This window comes from Sideroxydans sp. (genome assembly GCF_054604835.1).
The window spans coordinates 73,404-95,036 of sequence record NZ_JBTSFG010000001.1 but is presented as its reverse complement, the minus strand read 5'-3'; the positions used below and the strand labels follow the sequence as shown (position 1 = coordinate 95,036).

Below are 21,633 nucleotides of genomic sequence, written 5' to 3'. Positions count from 1 at the left end.
ATCGCTCAAAATTCGAACGTCTGCCCGTTCTGCAGGATCTTGGGATTCACGCCCTGCACTCTTTCGCTGATCTCACGCATGGTCAGCTCAACCTCTCCCGGTTTTAGATGAGTGATGAATATCTCCGGAGCGAGCTTCAGCTTCTTGAGTTCATCCGCCAGCATGCTGGGGCAAAGGTGTTTGGACAGCACAGCCAGTTCTTTTTCCGCATCGGAGAATGCTGTCTCAACGATCAAGTAACGCAGATTCGGTATTTGATTCACCGCCTCCCACAGTTCATCACAAGTAGTGGTATCACCGCTGAAAGCCAGACTCGCCTTGCCGCTGTCGATGCAAAATCCAACCGCAGGCACAACATGATTGACAGGAAGAGGGGTCAGCTTGCGCCCCCCCACATCGATGGTTTCGCCCACTTTGATCTCTTCATAGCGCATCACGGGCTGGTGAAGATTCGGGATCTCCGCGAAGTCCGGCCATATCTCCCAGTTGAATACATGCGCTTGCAGGATAGCCAACGTTTCAGCGGTCGCATGGATCAGCAATGGTTTGTCGCGCATAAAGCCCACGCTATCGACCAGCAAGGGCAGACAGGCGATATGGTCCAGATGCGAGTGTGTGATGAACACATGGTCGATGACGCTCATCTCGGCCAGACTCAGGTCGCCCAGTCCGGTACCGGCATCGATCAGCACATCATGATCGAGCAGCAGCGAAGTGGTGCGGAAATTCCCACCGATCCCGCCACTACATCCAAGCACGCGCAGTTTCATCGTTCGTCAGCTCATTTCGTTTTGAAGGTGAACGCGCCATCCCAGTCCTCGCCGGGCGGATTGTTCCGGTAATACGTCACACGCTCAGCGTAGACACGGTACAACTTGCAATCCGGTGACATGTTTTGCAGGCTCAGCAACTCCAGGTCCGCCTTGTCCCAATCCTGCTTGCGATAGGTTCGCAATGCCTGATGGAACAACTTGATCTCGTCGAGCTTCTGCTTGTCGACCTCGCCGACCAGCCCATGCGGATCGAAGATAGCCACGGGCTGTTCTTTGCCTTTCACCCGCACCATATCCACCTCACGGTAGACGATCTGCGGTGTGGCCTGCTTGGTCGTCTCGCCCACCAGCATCAAGACCCCGTACTCCTTGGTGATGCCCTCCAGACGTGAAGCGAGGTTCACTGCATCCCCCATCACCGTATAGGCCACGCGCACCTCGGAACCCATGTTGCCTACGCTGACCCGACCGGTATTGACCCCGACACCGATATGGATCTCCGGCCAACCTTTTGCTTTGAATTGTGGCTGCAACTCGTTCAGTGCGCGCTGCATCTCCATGCCAGCCAGCACCGCATGGTGCGCATGATCCGGGTCAGGCAACGGCGCCCCCCAGAATGCCATGATACAGTCGCCCATGTATTTATCAATCGTGCCGCGCTGCTTGTAGATCACGCGCGAAAGCGGGGTAAGGAACTCGTTCATCAGTTGCGAGAATTCCTTAGGATCCAGCCCTTCGGAGATGGTGGTGAAGCTGCGCACATCCGAGAACAGGATGGTCATTTCCCGGCTATCGCCCTCCATCGAAACACTCTCCGGTCGCTTGGCCATTTCATCCACCAACTCACCGGGCACATACTGTCCGAACAAGCCGGTTATCTGGCGCTTGGCACGCGATTCCACGAAGTAGCCAAAGCTCATGTTCAGCGCGAACAGTGACAGGATGATCAGTATCCCGCCCGCCATCGGCATAGCGAGATCCGCATAGTTCCAGAGCGCGAGGTTCAGCGCGATATCCCCTGAAAGGAAGATCAATGACAGCAGCATGCCGCGTATCGGACTCAGCAAGGGCAGCAAGACACTCAGACTGATGCCGATGAGCAACATCAAAACCACATTGGCCCCAAGCATGTAGGGAGGATGTTGTTTGATATCCTGATTGAGGATGCCGCTGATCATGTTCGCGTGCACTTCCACCCCCGGGTAGACCTCTCCGACGGGTGTGCTCCGCATATCCATCAGGCCGGGGGCGGATGTGCCCACCAGCACGATCTTGTTCTGCAGTGCAGCCTGTTCGATCTTGCCGTGCAATACATCGGTCGCCGAAATATATGTAAACGTGTTGCGCTTACCACTGTAGGGGATCAAGGCACTGACCTCGGCATCGACCGGTATCGTCAATCCGCCTTGTACGGATTCCACCGTCAACCATTCCAGACCTCCATAACCCTGGCGCTGTTCGCCCGCAAATCCAGGCACCAGTCTGGGCATATCCATTACGCTACGCACGACCGCGAGGGAAAGGGATTCGTAGATCTGACCATCATGTTCAACCAGCATGGGGATGCGTCGAACCACACCGTCGAAATCCACCAGTGGATTGAAGTGACCTGCCGAAGCCGCACTCGACTGCAACGCTTGCAGATTGGCGCCATATCCATCCCATGTCGCCAAGCCCACGGCACGTCCACGGAATATGTCTGCAGGAAATACCGGTGCAGGCAAGGCGCCTGATTTGCTGGTAGTCAAACCGCTTTCACTATTGCTGAAATAGTAGCCGAGGACCACCTTGCGTCCCTTGAGCTTTTCCGCGAACAGCGCATCGTATTGCAACGCAGGTTGGATCTGTTTCAGAACGGAGTGGAACTGCTCGACATCGCGAAATTGTTTTTCGCCCAAAGCCTGCAAGACGCTCAGGCCGGAACTGTTGTCCGGTTCGGCGAAGACGACGTCGAAGCCGACAGCCGCCACACCGTATCTGTCGAAAAGCGAATCCACCAGTCTCGCCATCTTGTCCCTGCCCCAGGGCCAACGGCCTTCCTGCTTCAGACTTTTTTCATCGATATCGAGGATCACGATGCGATCGTCACCTTTGTTGGGCAACGACAATCTCAGGCGATAATCATATAGCTGGGCGTCGCCATACTGGACGAAGCCCAGACGATAGAACCCAGCAGCATCGCCAAGGAACAGCAACACTGCCAGCATGCCCAACATGATCAGTAGCGCATGCTTCTTCATGGTTCATTCGCCAGGCAGGCGATGAGGCGTGAGTAGGGCGACAAGGTCATATCAGCCCCTGTCAGTTCTTGAGGTAAAACTCCATCTTGATACCAGCCAGTTCGATCACGTCGTGATCGTTCAACTGATGAGGTTGCTCACCGATGGAAGAGCCATTCACCAACGGGAAACTTCCACCCTCGACGTGGGTGATGAAATAGCCATGCGGTCGGCGCGCAAGGACAGCCACCTGCACGCCCGGCTTGCCCAGCGTGGTCAGGTTCTTGCTGAGCTCCAGTTCCTTGCCAAGATTCGGGCCATTCAAAATCTGGATCACCGCCACCGGGGTCGGGGCTGCTGCCGGGGCAGCGACCGAAGCGGGCTTGGGAGCCGTCGCGTTGTATTGTGTGGTCGATTCGAATTTTGCGCCCGACTCGGCCACCGGCACGACTGAAGCAGCTGATGGTTTGATCGGGGCACGCAACACCATGGTCTTTTCGAAATCCGCTGCAGAAGTCTGCGTCGGCTGATCGTTCAGATATTTCAGCTTGTATTTGCCGATCTCGATCACATCGTTGTTCTGCAGGAAATGCTTCTGCGTCGGCGCGCCATTCACCATCGAACCATTAGTGCTGTTCAGATCCTCGAAGAACGAATCATTGAGGATGGTGATGACAGCGGCATGCTCGCTGCTGACAGCAAGATTGTCGATGGTTATGTCGTTGTGCGGTTTGCGCCCGATGGTCGTCCGCTCCTTGGTCAGCGGATATTCCTTGATCACCGAACCGTCCATGCTGAGTATCAATTTTGCCGGCATTTTATTTCCCCGTATTAGCTTTTATTCAATTCCTGAACCAGGATACCAACTTCGCCCACACGCCTCGCGGCGCAGCGTAGCCGCCCTTGATCTTTACCAGTATGACCGACACATTGTCCCGGCCACCGTTGTCATTCGCCTGCTCGATCAACTGGCTGGCCGCCAATGTCAGATTCCCCTGCAACATCTGCAAAGTCGCGCCGATGTCTTCATCCTCCACCATGTCGTTCAGACCATCTGAGCAGAATAGATATATATCCCCCACCGCGACGTCATACACATGGACTTCCGGTACGACATCGGCATCGATACCGACTGCGCGCGTCACCAGATTCTTGTTTTGCGAGAGCCGCGCCAGCTCTTTGCTGATGACGCCGCTATCGATTTGTTCCTGCAGCAGGGAATGGTCACGCGTGATCGTCTCGAAAACCTCGCCGCGCAGTCGGTACATGCGCGAATCTCCAACATGTGCCACGGCGACCCTATTATCGAAGAACAATCCTGCAACGATGGTGGTGCCCATGCCTGCATATTGGGGCTGGCTTTGTGCCGCATTGAAGATGGACAGATTCGCCTTCTTGACGTTATCGCGCAACAGTACGACGCCCAACTCTTCCTCACTGCCCGCCACTTTCTGCTCGGGTGCATCCGATTCCAGACGATGTCGTATCTCGCTCGCCAGCACCGATACCGCTATCCCGCTGGCGACCTCGCCTGCGTTGTAGCCACCCATGCCGTCCGCCAACACTGCCAGACCATATTCGGCATCGAATGTGATGCTGTCCTCATTATGAGAACGCACCATGCCGGGATTGGTTTGCCCGACGATTTCCAGCGCTTGGTTCAGATTCACTCGTTCCCCCTGTCGATCACTGCAACGAGGATGCACACTGACGGATGGCATCTGCCATCGCGGCGCCGCTCTCATAGCGCTCTTCCACTTTCTTTGCCAACGCCTTATTGAGGATGGCGACTACACATGGCGGAATATCCGCCTTGATACTCAGTATGTCTCTGGGGGGCTCATTGGCGATCCTGAACATCAATTGCGCCATGGAATCCCCTTCGAACGGGAGCTTACCACAGGCCAATTGATACAGACTCACGCCCAGCGAGAACAGATCGGAATGCCCCTCGATCTTGGCACCCGACAGTTGCTCCGGCGACATATACGACGGTGTGCCCAAGACCATCCCAGTCTTGGTCTTGGAAGAATCAGTGATACGCGCGATGCCGAAATCGGTCACTTTAACCGTATCGCTTTCGGTGTCGTACATGATGTTGGCCGGCTTGATATCCCGGTGCACCACGTTCAGACCGTGCGCATAACCCAATGCATCCGCCACGCGCGCCACGATCGACAGCACCTGCGGCAAAGGAAGCAATGCATCCGGTTTGGTGTAGGACACCAGATCCTTGCCTTTGAGGAATTCCATGGCGATATACGCCAGATCATGCTCCTCGCCCGCGTCGTACATAGTGACGATATTGGGATGGTTCAAACGTCCTGCCGTTTCAGCTTCACGGAAGAAACGCGCTTTCACATCTTCCAGTTCATCAGGCTCGAACTCCTGTGCCAGCGCCATGGTCTTGATTGCCACGACACGGCTGATCTTGGGATCCTTGCCCAGATACACCACCCCCATCGCGCCTTTGCCCAACTCCTTCTCGATCTGGTAGCGCCCCAGCATGGGCTTGGCGATGCCCGCCTGATCCAGCTTCATCGTACTGTCGTTGCTACGCCCTGAACTGCCCCCCAGGATGATGGTCTCCGACATCGTCTTGGCCTGATTCATGCGTTGTTCCAGGTCGCGGAACTTGGGGTTGTGTTCGGACATGTACTTGAACACCGCCTCAGCCTTGTTGAACTGACGCTTGCGCTCGAAATCCAGCCCCAGGTTGTACAGCACATCCATCAGGCTATCGTCCAACGGCACCTTGCGGAACTTGTCGAACGCCATATCCAGCTGGCCCTGCCCCTGGAATGCCAGACCCAGCATGCGATTGCTCTCGGCCGAATCAGCATCGGATTTTTCCTTGCCCTTCTCGGTCACCAGGAAGCGCTTGGTAGTCAGCAGCAAGTGGCCGACCAGCAGCAGAGCTGCGGGCAACATCAGTTGCAGCCACATCGCTTGCGTAGTCATCAAGGCAAAGTGCACGCCCAGCAATGTCATGAACAGCACCGCTGTGATCGCCGCCCCCAGTCCCGCGCCAAGACGCGGCAACAACAAGATCAGGTAAATTGAAACCGCTGCGAACGCGCCGATCTCGGCCCATAACCCCCATGACGGAATGACGAAGAAGTCCTGCTTCAGAATGCTGGAGACCGAATGCGCCAAGGTCACCACCGGAGGTGTCACTGCCGACACCGGGGTGACCTGCGACGAGCCCACCCCCGCGGCGGTAGCGCCGATCAGCACGATCTTGTCGCGGTATTTGTCTGCAGGGATCTTACCGGTCAATACATCGTAGAAGGAGTCCACCTGAAATGCCGGACGGCCATCCTGATCTGCGTAAAAATAGGTGTTCATGCGCAGAGCGGGATCGGTCGCAATCTTCAGGTTACCTACGCGCACCCCCTCTCCCAGTGTCACCTGAATATCCTGCGCGCCGAGATTCAGACTTTTGGCCGCCAGCATCAGCGACAAGGAAGGGTAGAACTGGTCATAAAAACTCAACACCAGCGGCTCGGTGCGGATCGCCCCGTCCACATCAGGCGTGGCATTCAAATGACCTAACGCAAACGCCTGCTGACCCAACATGGGAATGGGCACCAATGCATTGAATGACGGGATAGGGAAAGCTGCCTCGGCGCCGCCCTGCACATTCATCAGACTGTTCTTCAATACATAATCGGGCAACGGCGCATCAGGATTGCCTTGCGGCTCGCCCAATTCAAAATACATGCCCAGCAGCACGTTATGGATCTGCCCCATGCTCTCAGCCAGTTTCTGGTCGTTATCCAGATGCAACAAGGCTTCCTGCATCAGACCTTGCAGTTCGAGCCACTGTTCGGGGTTTGTCTCGGCAAGCTTGGTCTGTTCGAGCACGGCCGCGATGTTCAGGATGTAATCCAGACCGGCATCGACCTGCGGCTCAAAGAACAGGGCGGTGTGGCCGACCACTTTGGGTTTGCCTTCGGCCAGCACATCCAGCAGTTTTCCCTGGATCTCGCGCGGCCACGGCCACCGTCCCAGATTGGCGATGCTCACATCATCTATCGCGATGACGGCGACCTTGTCACTCGGTTGCCGGGCAGAAGCCAGCACGCCCCAGTCATAAGCTTTGCGCTCCAGACTCTGGATCAGATCGGTGTTGGCACTGAACAGAAAGACCAGCGCCACCACCAATGCAGTGAACCAGTCCGTCTTCCAAAACGACGTTTTTCTCATGTTTGCCCTGAGCTTTTATTCAACTTTTGTGAACTTGCCGGGCAGATACTAAAACAAATTTGAATGTCAATCCATACCTGATTGATTTATCAGCGCTTTGCCTCAGCGAACGACCGTCACAGGGAGCGTTGAAGTTTCCAGCACTTGGGCCGCTACCGAACCAAGCAGACGCTTGCCCAATCCCCCCTCGCCACGTGCCCCGATCACAATGTGCGATACCCCATGCTCGGTCGCGAACTGTGCGATCGCTTCAGCCGGATGGCCGGCACTCAGGTGATACTGATAAGCGATCCCGCTTTCGTCCAGCATCTGACGCGCCGATTGCAACGCAGTCATGCCTTGTTCGCGCTGATAGTCGTCTATGGTCTGCGCATCGATCAACAATTTGACGTTGCCCTGCGCCACACTGCGTTGCACGTTGAGCAACACCAGCTGGGGCGGCACCTTCAACAAGTCTGTCAGATTCAAGGCATGCTGCAGCGCATGCAGGGAATGCTCGGAGCCATCCACCGGAACCAGTATCTTCATCATGCTTCCCCCTCCTGCGTTATCCGTTTTGCCGGCACTTCGCCATCGGCCAGGTCACGCACGGCTGCCACCGCCTCCTTGCGCGTAGCCAACCACTTGCCCACGCCCAACACCAGCAGCGCACACACGGCAGGCACTATCCAATGCAAAGCATGTTGCGCCTCGATCAATGGCTTGAACAACGCCTCGCCCAGCAACATCTCGCCCGCCACATAACCGAGCAATGCACCGCCCGCGTAGATGATCACCGGATAGCGGTCGATCAGCTTGAGCACCAACTGGCTGCTCCAGGCGATCATCGGGATGCTGACCAGCAAGCCGAACACCAGCAGCCACACATTGTCTTTGGCTACCGCTGCTACCCCCAGCACGTTATCGAGACTCATCACGAAGTCGGCAACGATGATGGTCTTCACCGCCCCCCACAGGTGCGCCTCGGCCTTGATACCGCCATCACCGTGCGCCTCTTCCTCAGGCAGAAGCAGCTTGATGCCGATCCACAGCAACAGCACTGCGCCGATCAGCTTCAAATAAGGCAAGGAAAGCAATCCGACCGCGAAGAAAGTCAGCACGATGCGCAGGCCAATGGCACCGCCCACGCCATAAAGTATGCCTTTCCTGCGTTGCGCCTCCGGCAGGTTGCGGCAGGCCAGCGCGATCACCACTGCATTGTCACCAGACAGTAACAGGTCGATCAGGATGATCTTGAACACGTCCGCCCAGAACTGGGGGGTTTGCATCATTTCCAGCATGTCATCCCTTTAGAATTCTTTTCATCGTACGGCCCATCTCGGCAGGATTGCGTGTGATATGGATCCCACTCGACTCCATCACCGCCAGCTTGTCTTCCGCGCCGCCCTGTCCGCCCGAGATAATGGCACCGGCATGGCCCATGCGCTTACCCGGCGGTGCAGTGATACCCGCGATAAAACCAACCACAGGCTTACTCATGTTGTCCTTGATCCAGCGCGCGCATTCTTCCTCGTCGCTGCCGCCGATCTCGCCCACCATGACCACCGCATCCGTCTCAGGGTCATCATTGAACATCCGCAACACATCGATATGTTTCAGACCGTTGATCGGATCGCCGCCGATGCCCACGCACGAAGACTGCCCATAACCCAGCGCGGTCAGTTGCCCGACCGCTTCGTAGGTCAACGTACCGGAACGCGACACCACACCAATACGGCCCTTCTTGTGGATGTGCCCCGGCATGATGCCGATCTTGATCTCGTCCGGCGTGATCAGACCGGGACAGTTCGGTCCGATCAACAAGGTCTTCTTGCCCTGCATCTTGTAGCGGGTCTTGATCATGTCATGCACGGGAATGCCTTCGGTGATGCAGATCACCAGATCCAATTCCGCCTCGACCGCCTCGTCGATAGCCGCCGCCGCACCCGCAGGGGGCACATAGATCACCGACACCGTCGCGCCGGTCGCCTGCTTTGCATCACGCACCGATGCGTACACGGGTATCCCCTCGAACTCCTCACCCGCTTTTTTCGGATTCACGCCCGCAACAAAACAGTTCGCCCCGTTCGCATAAGCCTTGCATTGCTGCGTATGGAATTGGCCTACCTTACCGGTCATGCCCTGTGTGATGACTCGAGTATCTTTATTGATGAGGATGCTCATTTCGCCTCCTTGGCTGCGGCAACGACCTTCTGCGCAGCATCTGCCATATCGTTACCGGAAATGATGGGCAAACCGGATTCGGCCAGTATCTTCTTGCCCAGATCGACGTTGGTTCCTTCCAGACGCACCACCAGCGGCACGGTCAAATGCACTTGCCGCGCTGCGGCCACCACGCCTTCCGCGATCACGTCGCACTTCATGATGCCGCCGAAGATGTTGACCAGAATGGCTTTCAGATGCGGGTTCTTCAGCATCAACTTGAATGCCTCGGTGACTTTTTCGGTGGTTGCGCCGCCGCCGACATCCAGGAAGTTCGCAGGGCTGCCGCCGTACAACTTGATGATGTCCATGGTCGCCATCGCCAGCCCCGCCCCATTCACCAGACAACCGATGTCACCGTCGAGCGAGATATAGGAAAGATCGAACTTGGACGCCTCGATCTCCGCGGGATCCTCTTCATCCAGATCACGCATCGCCACGATCTCCGGATGGCGATACATGGCATTCGAATCGAAATTGAACTTGGCATCCAACGCCACGATACGGTCGTCCGCCGTGAGGATCAAAGGATTGATCTCTGCCAGCATCGCATCCTTTGCCACGAAAGCCTGATATAGCCCCTGCAACACCTTGACCGCTTCGACGTTCGCCACATCTGGGATGCCGATGGCGCGCACCACTCGCGCAGCCTCACCGGCATCCAATCCCGCAACCGGGTCGATGCGCACAGTATGGATCTTATCGGGGGAGTGCTTGGCGACTTCCTCAATCTCCATGCCGCCTTCGCTGGAAGCCAGCAGCGCCACGCGCTGTGACACGCGATCCACCACCATCCCGACATAGAATTCCTTGGCGATGGCAGCGCCTTCCTCAATCAGTAAGCGTCGCACCTGCCGGCCTTCCGGCCCGGTCTGGTGTGTCACCAGCTGCATACCGAATATCTGCTGTGCGTACTGACGCACCTCATCCTGTGATTTCGCAACCTTGACCCCGCCCCCCTTGCCGCGTCCGCCCGCGTGGATCTGCGCCTTGACCACCCAGACCTTGCCACCCAGTTGTTGTGCGGCGGTAAGTGCTTCCTCAACGCTGAAGCAAGCCGTGCCACGCGGAGTGGGCACGCCAAATTCGCGCAGTATCTCTTTGCCCTGATATTCATGGATTTTCATAAAGCCCCCTGATGAGACGAGTCCGCAATTTACCAGAGCGGGACTGCCCCTGTCGTTATGATCACTATAAAAAAGGCTGCCGGATCGCTCCGGCAGCCTCTTGTGCAAAATTTCTACAGAGTTTAGAAGTCCCAGCGCAAACCTGCCGAACCGAAGACACGCAGGATCTTGGTCGTCACATTTGTGCCTTCGCTCTTGGTGCTTTCAAAGCCCAAGTCAGCATCAAATGTAAGTTGCTCCTTCAAGCGATATGACCCTCGCACCGTCGGCGAGAAACGCGTCGTGACGGCATTGAACTGATCGGTCTGCTTGTACAACTGTACCGAACTATCCAAGCCCCAGCCATATTGCATATCCATGTGGTTGTACACGAAGAACGAGTTTCCTTTGACGGTGCTGCTGGTATTCAAAGTAGCACTGAACGACCAGATATCACCCGCCTTGTACAGGCCAGTACCGATCAACTGGCCAGTCACACTCTTCTCCGTACCGCGACTCGGATTCGCCGCCAGATAACCCTGGATGCTATCCAGCACGCCGCTTGCAGCCGTACTCGTAGTATTGGAGAGCCGCACATCACCACCGACTTGCCATTTTGAACTCAATGGCTTGGTGATACCGACTTGCCCCATGTTGCTGGTGGCCGTCCGCTGCAGAGCCAGATCGCGCACCGCGCTGGCAGACAACGCCTGTTGCAACACGCTGATCGAAGATGTCGTTGCACCATACAAAGCATTGCGTATGCTCAACGAAGGTGTCTTGCGATGATCCAGCATGAAGTTCCAGGAAGCATCGAATGCATTCATGGTGCCCATCACTTGGGCCGCGTTCAATGCCTTGAAATTGATGTCGTAATCCACCAGCGCAAACAGTGATTTCTTGTCCTCGTAATAGCGCCATTCACCACCCATCGCACGGCGATCCAGCACTCCATCCACAGTCTGATTGATGCCGTAGCCGGTGAACGCACCGCTATCCACACTGGCACCAACAAAAGACGGCGAGGTGCTATCGCTGTAGTCCGCCAGTCTGCCGACCACACCATTCACCCGCATATCCGCCGCGTCGCCATACGAACCGGACAAACCATCGAAACGCCCCAGTACGCCGGCACCATTTGACGACTGACGTCCCACACGCAGCAGGTAATCCTGTTTGCGCCCTTTGATCTCTCCATACAAGGAACTGATGCGATTCTGGCTGGATTTGTTGGACAGGAAGTTTTTCGTGTTATTGCCACGGAACACCACGCGACCATCCAAATCATCACTCGTGTATCTGGCCGAAACATCCTCAGTGGTGATCAGCATCGACTGATCGGTCAAAGAGAGCGATTGCGTCTCAGTCGCCGCATTAAATGTGGTCGTTGAGTCAATCTTGCTCTTTCCGAAGTAGTAATGGCCGGAGATACTTCCGAAGGTCGTCCAGCGCGCCTCACGCTTTTTCTCGGTTGCTTCCACGATGCCCGGACCACTTGCCGTGCCTGACAAACCAGCCAAGCGCTGCATCACGCGCGGCACACCTTCGCCCTTGGGATACAGGTTCAGATACAGGTCGTATTCTGTCTTGGCTTTATCGTATTGCCCTGCACGTTCACGTGCCACACCCACCCATTCTTGGGCATCTTCCGTGTAATCGTTGGGGGGCAACATCAGCAGCTTGTTCAACAGGCCAACTGCATCTTCGTTCTTCTTCGCTGACAGGGCGGCACGCGCCTGCTGCATCAGATCGAAAGCCTGTTTGTTGTTCTCGGCCAGATTCGCATCGCCCGGCGTTGCACGAACCGCGCTCACTGCAGGCAAGTATGGCAAGGCCACCTCTCCGCTTGAGCGATCCGGGCGGATAGTGATCAGGATGCTGCGTTGATCCTTGCCCGCAGAGACGCTGAATTGCGCTTCTCGAGAAAACTCCACGACCAGTTTGGGCTTGGTCGCTGTATCACGCGATGTGACCGTAAAGGCTGGAATCAGGCTGGAAGGCGGTGAATTACGCGTCTCGTTATCCGCCCATTTCTCGTCGACCGCAACTCCTGCAACTCGCTCGAAATAAATATCCAGCGTCTTGCCACTATTCGCCGGAAAATGGCGCACATAACGTACGGGCGATGTCGTGCGAATGGTTGCGACGATACCGTCGGTCTGATATTCCAGTGTCACATCATCCAGCGGTTGAGCACCTACAACTGCGCTTCCCATCAAGGCCATTGCAAGCAAAAACTTGCAAAGTCGTTTCAGTGTGAAATGCATACCCTACTCCAAAATGTTTTCTAATTTTTGCAGCACGTTATGTGTCACGCAGGCACAGCCAGCGTGACACACGCCAAACTCATTACCACTTGCTATAACTTGCAGCCTGAGTGTGCTCGTGGCAGCCAGTACAATTATTTCCACTACTGCCTTCATGAGATCTTTCTGTCTCTTGACCCTGACCAGTATAGTCAGATGGAGTTGTCGGCGTTATATGGCAATTGGCGCATGTATACGTTGCTGTGCTATTTGCATGCAACACCGACACACCCACCTTGCCGGTAGCTGACGTATGACAAGCAGTGCAAGCCACCCCTGCGTTATAAGGGATATGCTTTGCAGGCTTGCTACCCAATGCAGGAGTCCACGACCGAGTGGTATTTATATGACACTGACTACAGTCTGCCGTACCACGTGAGTAATGGGTAGCTGCTTGCCCAATTGCAACTGTACCATTGTGACAAGACTCGCAATTCGTAGTGGATGCTCCTACGTGATTGTAAGGGGCCGGATTCCATCTGATAAAGTTATGGCAGCTCGTACAAGCGTAAGTCGCCATGCCGGTTTTGGTATGTGCGGTGCTTACGCCTTTGTACCACTGGTTCTGCCCTGCCAAGTGGCAGCCGGACTGCTCACAATTCGAGCCCGATGTATTGTGATTCCAGTTGGCCGGATTCCAGGCAAATGTACGGTGGCAACTATCGCATGACTCTGTCGCTTTCTTGCCCGCATTGTGGCCACCAGGCTTAGCCGTTGCTTGACGCCCATTATGGCAAGTACGGCATTGCCCCGTAACAGCCGAACCGTGGTTGTATCGCACACCCAGCCATGTGGCCGTATTGAAGTGACAGGATTCGCAAGGCGCATCGGTCACGATGTGTCTGTCATTCTTGGGGGTGGCGACTACGCGCTTGCCGACTGCATGACAGCCATCACAGGCACGCGGCGTGCCTTTGAACACGCCGCCGACGTGACACGTCTCACATGCTGCCGCAGCGTGCCCACCGGAAAGAGGGAAGCCAGTAGTCATGTGATTGAAATCTCGCCCGATCTGCTGGGCGGCACCCGCTTGCAGCGTTGTCACCGCCAACAGCACGGCGAACATCGCACTGATAAAACCCGTTCTTCTCTCCATGACAACCTCCTCGATAGTTCACTACCTATTTTTCAGTTTGCCTCAACTACCGCCCAAAGCAAACTTGACTTTTTCTACTATTTCTTCTGGGGCACGACTACGCCCATCTTCACCGTTTTCCAATCATTGCCCTCATGGCAACGCTCGCATCGATCACCAAAATTGCCGTTGTGCACATCGTCGCGCTCATGGCAGCTACCACATGCCGTAGAGGCCACCACCTTCTTGCTCATCGGCTTGGAGTGGCATGCATAGCACTTGTTGGCAGTCTTCTTGTGCGGGCCATCCAGCTTGAAGTTGGTCTTGTTGTGATCGAAGTCCCATGCCGCCCACGAACGCGTGGAGTGGCAAACCTGGCATTCGGTTCCCAAGCGGCGACGGTGGACATCTTCGTCATCCTTTTCATGGCATGACCAGCAGTCCGACTTGGCGTCCTTAAAGGTTGGCTTTTCATGGCATTTCTTGCAGGCGACCAGCGCATGGCGTCCCAACAGCGGGAAAGTGGACATGCGATTGTGGTTGAACTTGTCCGTTTTCTTCCAGTCGTCCTCGACGTGGCAGGTCTCACACTTCTTGCCTTCCTGGCCCTTGTGCGACTTGTCGTCATCCTTCTGGTGACAAGAGATGCAATCTTTCTGCAGCTTGTCCTTGTACAGGTCGCCTTTATGGCAGTCCGCACACTTGGCCTTCTTATGCTTGCCCAGAAGCGGATACTTGGTCTGCTTATCGTGGTCGAACTTGATTGTCTTCCAGTCATCAGCAACGTGACAGGTATCGCACTTGATACCGAAGTTACCCTTGTGCGCTTTGTCATCGTCTTTCTTGTGACATGAGACTCAGGTCATCTGCAGCTTGTCCTTGTACAAATCGCCTTTATGGCAGTCGGTACACTTGGCCTTCTTGTGCTTGCCCAGCAGATCGAATTTCGTTTCCTTGTTGTGATCGAATTTGATGTCCTTCCACTCTTTTTCAGTGTGGCAGGTCTCGCACTTGGGACCGAACTTGCCCTTGTGCGCCTTGTCGTCGTCCTTCTTGTGGCATTCATTGCACTTCGTCGGCGTACCCTTGTATTTTTTGTCGATGTGGCACTTGTCGCACTTGACTTCATTGTGCTTGCCCAGCAATTTGAACTTGGTCTTGTCGTGGTCGAACTTGGTCTGTTTCCAGTCCTTAGCCGTATGGCATGACTCGCACTTCTTACCCAGCTTGCCGTTGTGCGCCTTGTCATCGTCCTTCTTGTGGCAGGCGACACATTCCATCGGCGTTTTTTTGTATTTATGGTCGATGTGGCACTTCAGGCACTTCACGTCGACGTGTTTGCCTTCCAGCTTGAACTTGGTCTTGCCATGGTCGAAGTCGGTGGTCTTCCAGTCCTTGTCCACGTGGCACTTGGCGCAATCCTCGCCGAGGCCGCCTTTGTGCTTGTCGTCCTTCTTGTGGCAACTGAAGCAGAGTTGCGGCGCTTCGCGGAATTTCTTGCCAGCCTTGTGACAACTTTCGCACTTGACCTTGTCCTGTTTGCTGTTGACAAGGTGGCCGCCTTTGAGCTCAAAGTCTGTCAGTTTGTGATCGAACTTGTCGTGATCAAATTCCGCCGCCTTGAAATCGCGTCCCTTGTGTTCGGCGTGACACTCTTTGCAATCTTTCGCCGTATCGATACGACCGTGATGGCCTTTCTTCTCGGCGACATCCTTGCCCACATCCTTATGACAATCCGTACACAGACGATTCTGTGCCTTCTTGTCGAACTTCTTATGGCAAAGCTCGCACTTCTCCTCTTCCTTGGCATGTCCCTTGATGACATCGCCGGGCATCAGCAGTTTGTTGGCGTTCGCCTGCATGGGCAGCGCGAACAGGAAGAAGATGAGGGCTAAGGTACGCAGCAGCATAGTCGGTATCAATTCAATCAGTAAGCGTGGACCGCATACACGTGATAGATGGCACTGAACACCATCATGAACACCAGCGGGATATGGAAGATGTGCCACCATGAGAACAGGCGCTCATAGGTATGGAACTGGGCGGCATCACGGACAGCATGCAAGTAGGAAGTGATCTTCTCCTTGTATTCGTCGAACAGCTTCTCCATACCCTTGCTCTGATCGGCATTGAAATGCTTCTCGACACCCTGCGCACGCATCACCTGGTGCAAATCTGCAGGCAGGCGGCGTGACAACACCGCCGACTTGAATCCCATCTTGGCAAAGCTGATGAATCCGTAACCGGTCTCCTTGGCATATTTTTCAGCCTCATCGTGAAATGCCTGCAGTTGCTGTTCGATATGCGGCGCAAAACTGAACATGGACTTGATATCGCCGGTCTGCTCCATTTCGGCATGCAGCTCGTTCACCGTCGCCTGGCGGCCATACAGACCATGGTGGATCTTGGTGTAGAAGAAACGACCGAAAGTACCGCTGCCCGACACCAGCAGCATGCAGTACATCGCGACCGCCGCATTAATCGAGCCCGTCGGATGGATGAACGGAATGTAAACGTGATAGGTGGAATGGAAGATGATGAACAGCGGCCCCAGGATACCCAGCACCATGTGCCACTTAAACCAGACCGGCAGGAAGCCGAAGTTCTCCAGAAAGGTCCAGCGCTTGCGCAGGGGATACAGCAGCAACAGCAGCATCATCGTGCCGCCGATCAGCCCCAGGTTGTAGCCGAAATCGAACAGCTCTTCGCCAGGCTTATAATAAGTCTGAGGATAAACAATGAAATAACCGGCCAGCGTAATCACGCCGACGATACTGATGAAGATCATCCACATCAGGTGTTCAGATTGTTTATTCGTTCTCATTTTTCCCTGTCTACAGTGCCCGGCCAAAACGGCACAAATTTTAACTGCGATCACTGAACCTGTCTTAATTTATTTGTCTTAATAACGCGACAACCCTAGAATGCCGCTGCCTGCGACAACGCCTTGTACAATAAAGTTCGCATTTATTTTGAAATAGTCTGACAGGCGGCTAGGTCATTCAGACCAGTGGCGCGCCCCATTCAACAACTCAAAGACCAAACCTATGGACCTCATCGATCTATCCGTATACCTGATCCCATTGATCATCATCATGTTCTTTTATTTGGGCAGCAGGAAGAAGAAAGAAACCAGTTCCGTCGAACAGATGAAAGACGCGATCACTCAGGGCTTGACCGAGCCATCATCACTGCACCCGGTGATCGATCCGCGCTTGTGCCTGGGATCGGGCAGCTGCATCAAAGCATGCCCCGAAGGGGCCATAGGGATGATCAAGGGCAAAGCGGTACTTATCAATCCGACCCACTGCATCGGCCATGGCGCTTGTGCGGCTGCGTGTCCGCATGACGCGATCACTCTGGTATTCGGCACCGAAAAACGCGGCATGGATATCCCGCAGGTCGATCCGACTTTCGAGACCAATATCAAAGGACTGTTCATTGCCGGCGAACTGGGCGGCATGGGACTGATTCGCAAATCTGCCAGCCAGGGTTCACAAGCAATGGATTCCATCGCCAAACTCAAAGGCAGCGACAACGACTACGACGTAATTATCGTCGGGGCCGGCCCGGCCGGCATGGGTGCGGCACTTGGCGCCATCCAGCACAAGCTGCGCTATCTGGTTGTTGAGCAGGAAAGCTCGCTCGGCGGCGCCATCTTCCAGTACCCGCGCAACAAGATCGCCATGACCGCACCGGTCAAGCTGCCTGTTGTGGGCGAGATGCATTTCAAGGAAGTCAGCAAAGAACGCTTGCTGGAATGGTGGCTGGGCATCATCGAACAGACCGGCATCAAGCTGAATTACAACGAGCGCATGGAGAACGTGACGCCGACCGACAACGGCTTCATCGTCAAGACCAGCAAGGGGGAATACAAAACTCGCGCTGTCCTGCTGGCCATCGGCAGACGCGGCACACCACGCAAACTCGGCGCACCCGGCGAAGAGTTGCCTAAAGTGGTGTATCGCCTGATCGACCCCGAGCAATATCGCAACATGCATGTGATCGTGGTCGGCGGGGGCGACAGCGCGGTCGAGGCTGCCATGGCCGTGGCAGAGGAGCAAGGCACTACCGTTTCACTGCTGGCACGCGGCGAAGACTTCGGCAAGGCTTTCGGCGGCGCCAAGCCTAAGAACCGCGACAAACTGAAGGCCATGTCCGATGCCGGAAAATTGAAGATCTACCTGAAATCCGGCGTCAAGCAGATCACCCCGGGAACAGCTGTCATCAAATTCGGAGATGAGGAAGCAGAGATCCCGAATGACGGTGTCATCGTGTGCGCCGGTGGCACCCTGCCCACACCTTTCCTGAAGCAGATCGGCGTGATGGTGGACACCAAGTTCGGCACGGCTTGATACGCCGTAGCAAAGCAAAAGGCCTGCAAGATTTGCAGGCCTTTTTTATTGGTGGCTTGTCTCATTCACATTAAGCCACCAACACCCCACCATTAGGCGAACTACCAAGAAATAGTTTGAAGCATACCCCCATATATACCCCCAGCTTCTAGATGCTTACGAGCGGCTAACAGTGCGGACATAAAGCGGACAAACCCTCTTTTAGTTAGCTTGTGACTTGCAAAGCCTACACAGGATAGGCTTCACATATTCCTCTATCCTAAAGCCTATAGGCTTAATCATGCTTGAAGTGCTTGGTCATTATTACTGCAAATGTTTTGGGCTTCGGCGCTTTGGGTTGCGGCATCTCAAAACCCAGCGCCCCCATTGCTGGCATCGGATTTTCTACAAGCGCATCTCGTACTGCATCACGAATAGCCGGATCATCTAGGCGCTTCGGGTTCTTCCGCAGGTCATTAACCACGATCTCCGCCGCTCTCGTTCTTGCAGCCCTGCTATAGCGTTTTACAGGCGCTTGCCGCTCTAATCCGTAGCGGCCTCCCACCTTCTCGAAAAAGTTGGCTTGCATCTCTAGCAGGCGGCTTCTATTACCCATCATCCTACTGCCTATCATTCGCCCATCGAACAACGGCAGCAGGATGACGTGGCAATGTGGCGCGGCTTCGTCGTTGTGGATCACCGCGCTAAGAATCGGCAACTCGAAAAAGCTCTCAGACCATACGACTGCATCAGCGAAGAAATCCCGCTCGGCAATTCCAGACGAAGGCGGCAAGCTGAAAATTATTTCCAGTCCGCGCACTGCATCTTTCCGCAACTTGCGTCGCTGCTCCACCTTCGCCGCCTCCATCTGAGCGGCAGCGTCCCTTACCACTTCACCAGCCTGTGCAGCACCCCTCAAGATTACGTTCTGCAAAGTCTTGCTTGGGTCTATGTGACTATCCGCTCCCATCTCGGCTTGTATCTCGCGCAGATTGTGGCGAGCAGCAACAGCGATAATGCCGCCGCCCGACAGCTTCTTTGCTCGCAGTATTTGAACGTGCGCCATATCAGCCTGCGTCTGCTAGGCGTGAAAGGAATAGATACATCCCCCATGCCTCGACTACAGAGAGCGCGGTAAGGTCAGCCCCTATGCCAAGGTGCGAAAAGCGCACCAGCAACATTTCAAGCTCTTGCAGCCAACAGTAAGTGCCCATGCTGCACCCCGCTTACAGTTCGCGAGAGGCAGTAATTCTGGATTGCTCCCAAGCCTCGATTGATGCCCTGTCCCACGCAGTGCAGTTTTCAGATAGCTTAATCGGCTTAGGGAAAGTCCCTTTTTTTACCCAAGCCCAAATTGAAGATCCGGAAACACCGAGGCGCTGCGTAAGGTGAGGGAGTCGGTAGAATTGTTGCTGGGTGGATTGCATTGTGTTTGCCATGATTGCACCTGTTTAGGTTGCCCAAGGCTGCCCTGCGCGGCCTTGCATGGTTTTGAATTATCTACACACGAAAAATGCAATCCAGCAAACAGAATCACGGTAACGCCAAACCGTGAAAAAAAATTATTTTTGGGACTTACTTTCCTTCGGGTACAACTTGCGCGCTTCAGCTACACGATTAAAGAATGTACGCTCAGACATATCCTCAATGATGGATTTATCAGCTTTTCCGAGAAGCTCTTTTCCGGATAATCTGCGATGAGTTTTTGCCAAATCGCGTATGTGTTTTGTTTTCTTTGAAATTGAGCCAGCTTTACGTTTTGGCGTAAATTTCACCCCCTTGCTTGCGGCTGGGAGTAGTGAACCAATAAGTTTATTTTGCCCCTCAAAAACCTTATTCGCATCGCCTAGTGTTTTTTCAGCCACCTTTTTTACATCGTCTCGCATTGTCTCTGTGCTCTTGTAAGCAGCTATAACTGCCTCACACATAAGCACGCACTTCGTATATGCGGTAAGACTTTTTGCAAACATTCGCATCATGCTTTTTTTGTTGTTTGCAGCCTCATCTTCCGCAAGCAACTTTTCGCTATACTCAACCGCAAGCCGCCAGTCCTTTTGATTATCGAGCACATCCGGCGCAGCCAGAAACTCATCAAGTTGCTTTTCAATTTCGCTGTATTTCATCTCGCCCCCTTATGCGACAGCCCAGCTTGCATTTCTCGCCTTATGCCCCCGTCATTAGAAAACGCTGTGGTTTTCAATTAGATTTCTCTTGAAAAACTCTACTAAAAATTTATCACCATGTTTGTTATAGACAACCAATGCATATTTATCCACGTGATCAAACATTCTTGCGAAGGCATGGAGCCCAGCCTCATTAAGCAAAGCTGTATGTTGCGAAATTGGCATTGCTAAGGTCATACGCGACTCAGTGTCAGAGTTACTAAATCGAAAGAATAAATCGCTAGGACAATTATGGGAGTTGGCACTCCCCCATTTCCTTGGATCACAAAATAGGTACCCTTCTGGCAACAATATAGCTACGCTGTTAATTTGCTTACCACCTAGTTCGTAGCCAATGTGAATTTTAGATTCGCCATCTTCAGAGTGAATGTCTGAAGAAAAAACTCTTTCAGCATCTGCACTGCTTTGGGCTGTACTCAGCTTTGCCTTCTCCATCTCTCGAAGACGCTTTTGGGCCGAGACAACCCCCTGCTTTGCCGCTTTCCGATACCACTTCATAGCCTCCGAGTGATTTTGTTGCACGCCAATTGGGAAGTCGTACATCATTCCAACGTACTCTTGTGCAAAGCTCAAACCACGCTCGGCGGCTTTGCGATACCAATTCAAGGCTTCCGCATAGTCCTTATCAACACCATACCCATGTTCGTACATGCCTCCAATGCTAAACTGCCCCCAAGCGACTCCTTGAGCAATACTGAAATCGCCCTCAACATTCTCTGTTTCTAATGCCTTGCGATACCATCGCATTGCCTCTGCATAATCCTTCGCAACCCCTACGCTTCCATCACGGTACATCATGCCGATGTTGACCATGGCCGATGAGCTTCCTTTCTCAGCAGCCGTGCGATACCACCGCATAGCTTCTGAATAGTTTCTTTTTACGCCATAGCCGTTAAGGTACATCACACCAATGTTATCTTGAGCATCTGCATACCCCTGCTCAGCGGCCATCCAATACCACTGCATAGCTTTTGTGTAATCCCTCTTTACCCCATAGCCATTAAGGTACATCGTGCCGATGCAATCCTGCGCTCTCGCATCCCCTTGATCCCCTAGTAGCTTCCACTCTTTGAAAGCAGTGGAGTAATTTTGTTTTTGGTACGCCGTCACCCCATCTTCAAACCCTGCGTAAGCGGGTAGCGCACTAACAGCTAACAGCCCTGCAAGAATTAACTTAAGAATCTTCATGCCTGCCCCCGTTTCAAAGGTTGTAGAAAATTGCTTTA

The 21,633-nt window shown here is 54.2% G+C and carries 19 protein-coding genes; 2 read left to right on the top strand and 17 right to left on the bottom strand.

What is annotated here, in order from left to right; genetic code table 11:
• Positions 1-5: 5 nt before the first annotated feature.
• From ACYCZ5_RS00465 to ACYCZ5_RS00415, 11 genes are all read right to left on the bottom strand, one after another.
• On the bottom strand, positions 6-770 hold the full coding sequence (locus ACYCZ5_RS00465) for an MBL fold metallo-hydrolase (RefSeq protein WP_461542801.1): 765 nt from the start codon (positions 768-770) through the stop codon (positions 6-8).
• Positions 771-781: 11 nt separating this feature from the next.
• Positions 782-3,013, bottom strand: coding sequence for a CHASE2 domain-containing protein (locus ACYCZ5_RS00460; RefSeq protein ID WP_461542800.1), 2,232 nt, complete (start codon positions 3,011-3,013; stop codon positions 782-784).
• A 61-nt stretch (positions 3,014-3,074) separates the two neighbouring features.
• Positions 3,075-3,809, bottom strand: a complete 735-nt coding sequence (locus ACYCZ5_RS00455) for an FHA domain-containing protein (protein ID WP_461542799.1) — start codon at positions 3,807-3,809, stop codon at positions 3,075-3,077.
• 25 nt (positions 3,810-3,834) lie between these two features.
• A complete protein-coding gene (locus tag ACYCZ5_RS00450) occupies positions 3,835-4,662 on the bottom strand; it encodes a Stp1/IreP family PP2C-type Ser/Thr phosphatase (protein ID WP_461542798.1) in 828 nt (275 codons plus the stop codon).
• Positions 4,663-4,678: 16 nt separating this feature from the next.
• The gene (locus ACYCZ5_RS00445) at positions 4,679-7,201 is read right to left on the bottom strand and encodes a CHASE2 domain-containing serine/threonine-protein kinase (protein WP_461542797.1); all 2,523 of its coding nucleotides are present in this window, start codon (positions 7,199-7,201) and stop codon (positions 4,679-4,681) included.
• Positions 7,202-7,303: 102 nt separating this feature from the next.
• A complete protein-coding gene (locus ACYCZ5_RS00440; RefSeq protein ID WP_461542796.1) occupies positions 7,304-7,732 on the bottom strand; it encodes a universal stress protein in 429 nt (142 codons plus the stop codon).
• Positions 7,729-8,481, bottom strand: coding sequence for a TerC family protein (locus tag ACYCZ5_RS00435; RefSeq protein WP_461542795.1), 753 nt, complete (start codon positions 8,479-8,481; stop codon positions 7,729-7,731). The genes ACYCZ5_RS00440 and ACYCZ5_RS00435 overlap by 4 nt, the downstream gene beginning before the upstream one ends.
• Before the next feature lies 1 nt (position 8,482).
• On the bottom strand, positions 8,483-9,364 hold the full coding sequence (gene sucD, locus ACYCZ5_RS00430) for a succinate--CoA ligase subunit alpha (RefSeq protein WP_461542794.1): 882 nt from the start codon (positions 9,362-9,364) through the stop codon (positions 8,483-8,485).
• Positions 9,361-10,530: an ADP-forming succinate--CoA ligase subunit beta gene (sucC, locus tag ACYCZ5_RS00425; protein WP_461542793.1), complete on the bottom strand. Its 1,170-nt coding sequence runs from the start codon at positions 10,528-10,530 to the stop codon at positions 9,361-9,363. The genes sucD and sucC overlap by 4 nt, the downstream gene beginning before the upstream one ends.
• A 122-nt stretch (positions 10,531-10,652) precedes the next feature.
• A complete protein-coding gene (locus ACYCZ5_RS00420) occupies positions 10,653-12,725 on the bottom strand; it encodes a tetratricopeptide repeat protein (RefSeq protein ID WP_461542792.1) in 2,073 nt (690 codons plus the stop codon).
• 1,263 nt (positions 12,726-13,988) lie between these two features.
• Positions 13,989-14,420 (bottom strand): cytochrome c3 family protein, encoded by a 432-nt coding sequence (locus tag ACYCZ5_RS00415; protein WP_461542791.1) that lies wholly within the window; start codon positions 14,418-14,420, stop codon positions 13,989-13,991.
• Here ACYCZ5_RS00415 and ACYCZ5_RS00410 point away from each other — a divergent pair.
• Positions 14,391-14,744, top strand: a complete 354-nt coding sequence (locus ACYCZ5_RS00410; RefSeq protein WP_461542790.1) for a hypothetical protein — start codon at positions 14,391-14,393, stop codon at positions 14,742-14,744. The two genes, ACYCZ5_RS00415 and ACYCZ5_RS00410, sit on opposite strands and share 30 nt — an antisense overlap.
• Before the next feature lie 3 nt (positions 14,745-14,747).
• Here ACYCZ5_RS00410 and ACYCZ5_RS00405 read toward each other — a convergent pair whose 3' ends face one another.
• Together ACYCZ5_RS00405 and ACYCZ5_RS00400 are read right to left on the bottom strand one after the other, a co-directional pair.
• On the bottom strand, positions 14,748-15,800 hold the full coding sequence (locus tag ACYCZ5_RS00405; protein ID WP_461542789.1) for a hypothetical protein: 1,053 nt from the start codon (positions 15,798-15,800) through the stop codon (positions 14,748-14,750).
• Positions 15,801-15,817: 17 nt separating this feature from the next.
• A complete protein-coding gene (locus ACYCZ5_RS00400) occupies positions 15,818-16,714 on the bottom strand; it encodes a hypothetical protein (protein WP_461542788.1) in 897 nt (298 codons plus the stop codon).
• A 223-nt stretch (positions 16,715-16,937) separates the two neighbouring features.
• Between ACYCZ5_RS00400 and ACYCZ5_RS00395 the strand changes: the two genes are divergently transcribed.
• Complete coding sequence (locus tag ACYCZ5_RS00395; RefSeq protein ID WP_461542787.1) at positions 16,938-18,245, top strand: NAD(P)-binding domain-containing protein; 1,308 nt, start codon at positions 16,938-16,940, stop codon at positions 18,243-18,245.
• A gap of 274 nt (positions 18,246-18,519) precedes the next feature.
• Here the strand turns inward: ACYCZ5_RS00395 and ACYCZ5_RS00390 are convergent, their stop codons facing one another.
• From ACYCZ5_RS00390 to ACYCZ5_RS00375, 4 genes are all read right to left on the bottom strand, one after another.
• Positions 18,520-19,290, bottom strand: a complete 771-nt coding sequence (locus ACYCZ5_RS00390) for a plasmid recombination protein (RefSeq protein ID WP_461542786.1) — start codon at positions 19,288-19,290, stop codon at positions 18,520-18,522.
• Positions 19,291-19,450: 160 nt separating this feature from the next.
• The gene (locus ACYCZ5_RS00385; protein WP_461543345.1) at positions 19,451-19,651 is read right to left on the bottom strand and encodes a helix-turn-helix transcriptional regulator; all 201 of its coding nucleotides are present in this window, start codon (positions 19,649-19,651) and stop codon (positions 19,451-19,453) included.
• Between the two features lie 135 nt (positions 19,652-19,786).
• A complete protein-coding gene (locus ACYCZ5_RS00380; RefSeq protein WP_461542785.1) occupies positions 19,787-20,347 on the bottom strand; it encodes a hypothetical protein in 561 nt (186 codons plus the stop codon).
• A 54-nt stretch (positions 20,348-20,401) separates the two neighbouring features.
• Complete coding sequence (locus ACYCZ5_RS00375) at positions 20,402-21,595, bottom strand: tetratricopeptide repeat protein (protein WP_461542784.1); 1,194 nt, start codon at positions 21,593-21,595, stop codon at positions 20,402-20,404.
• Between the last annotated feature and the right edge of the window lie 38 nt (positions 21,596-21,633).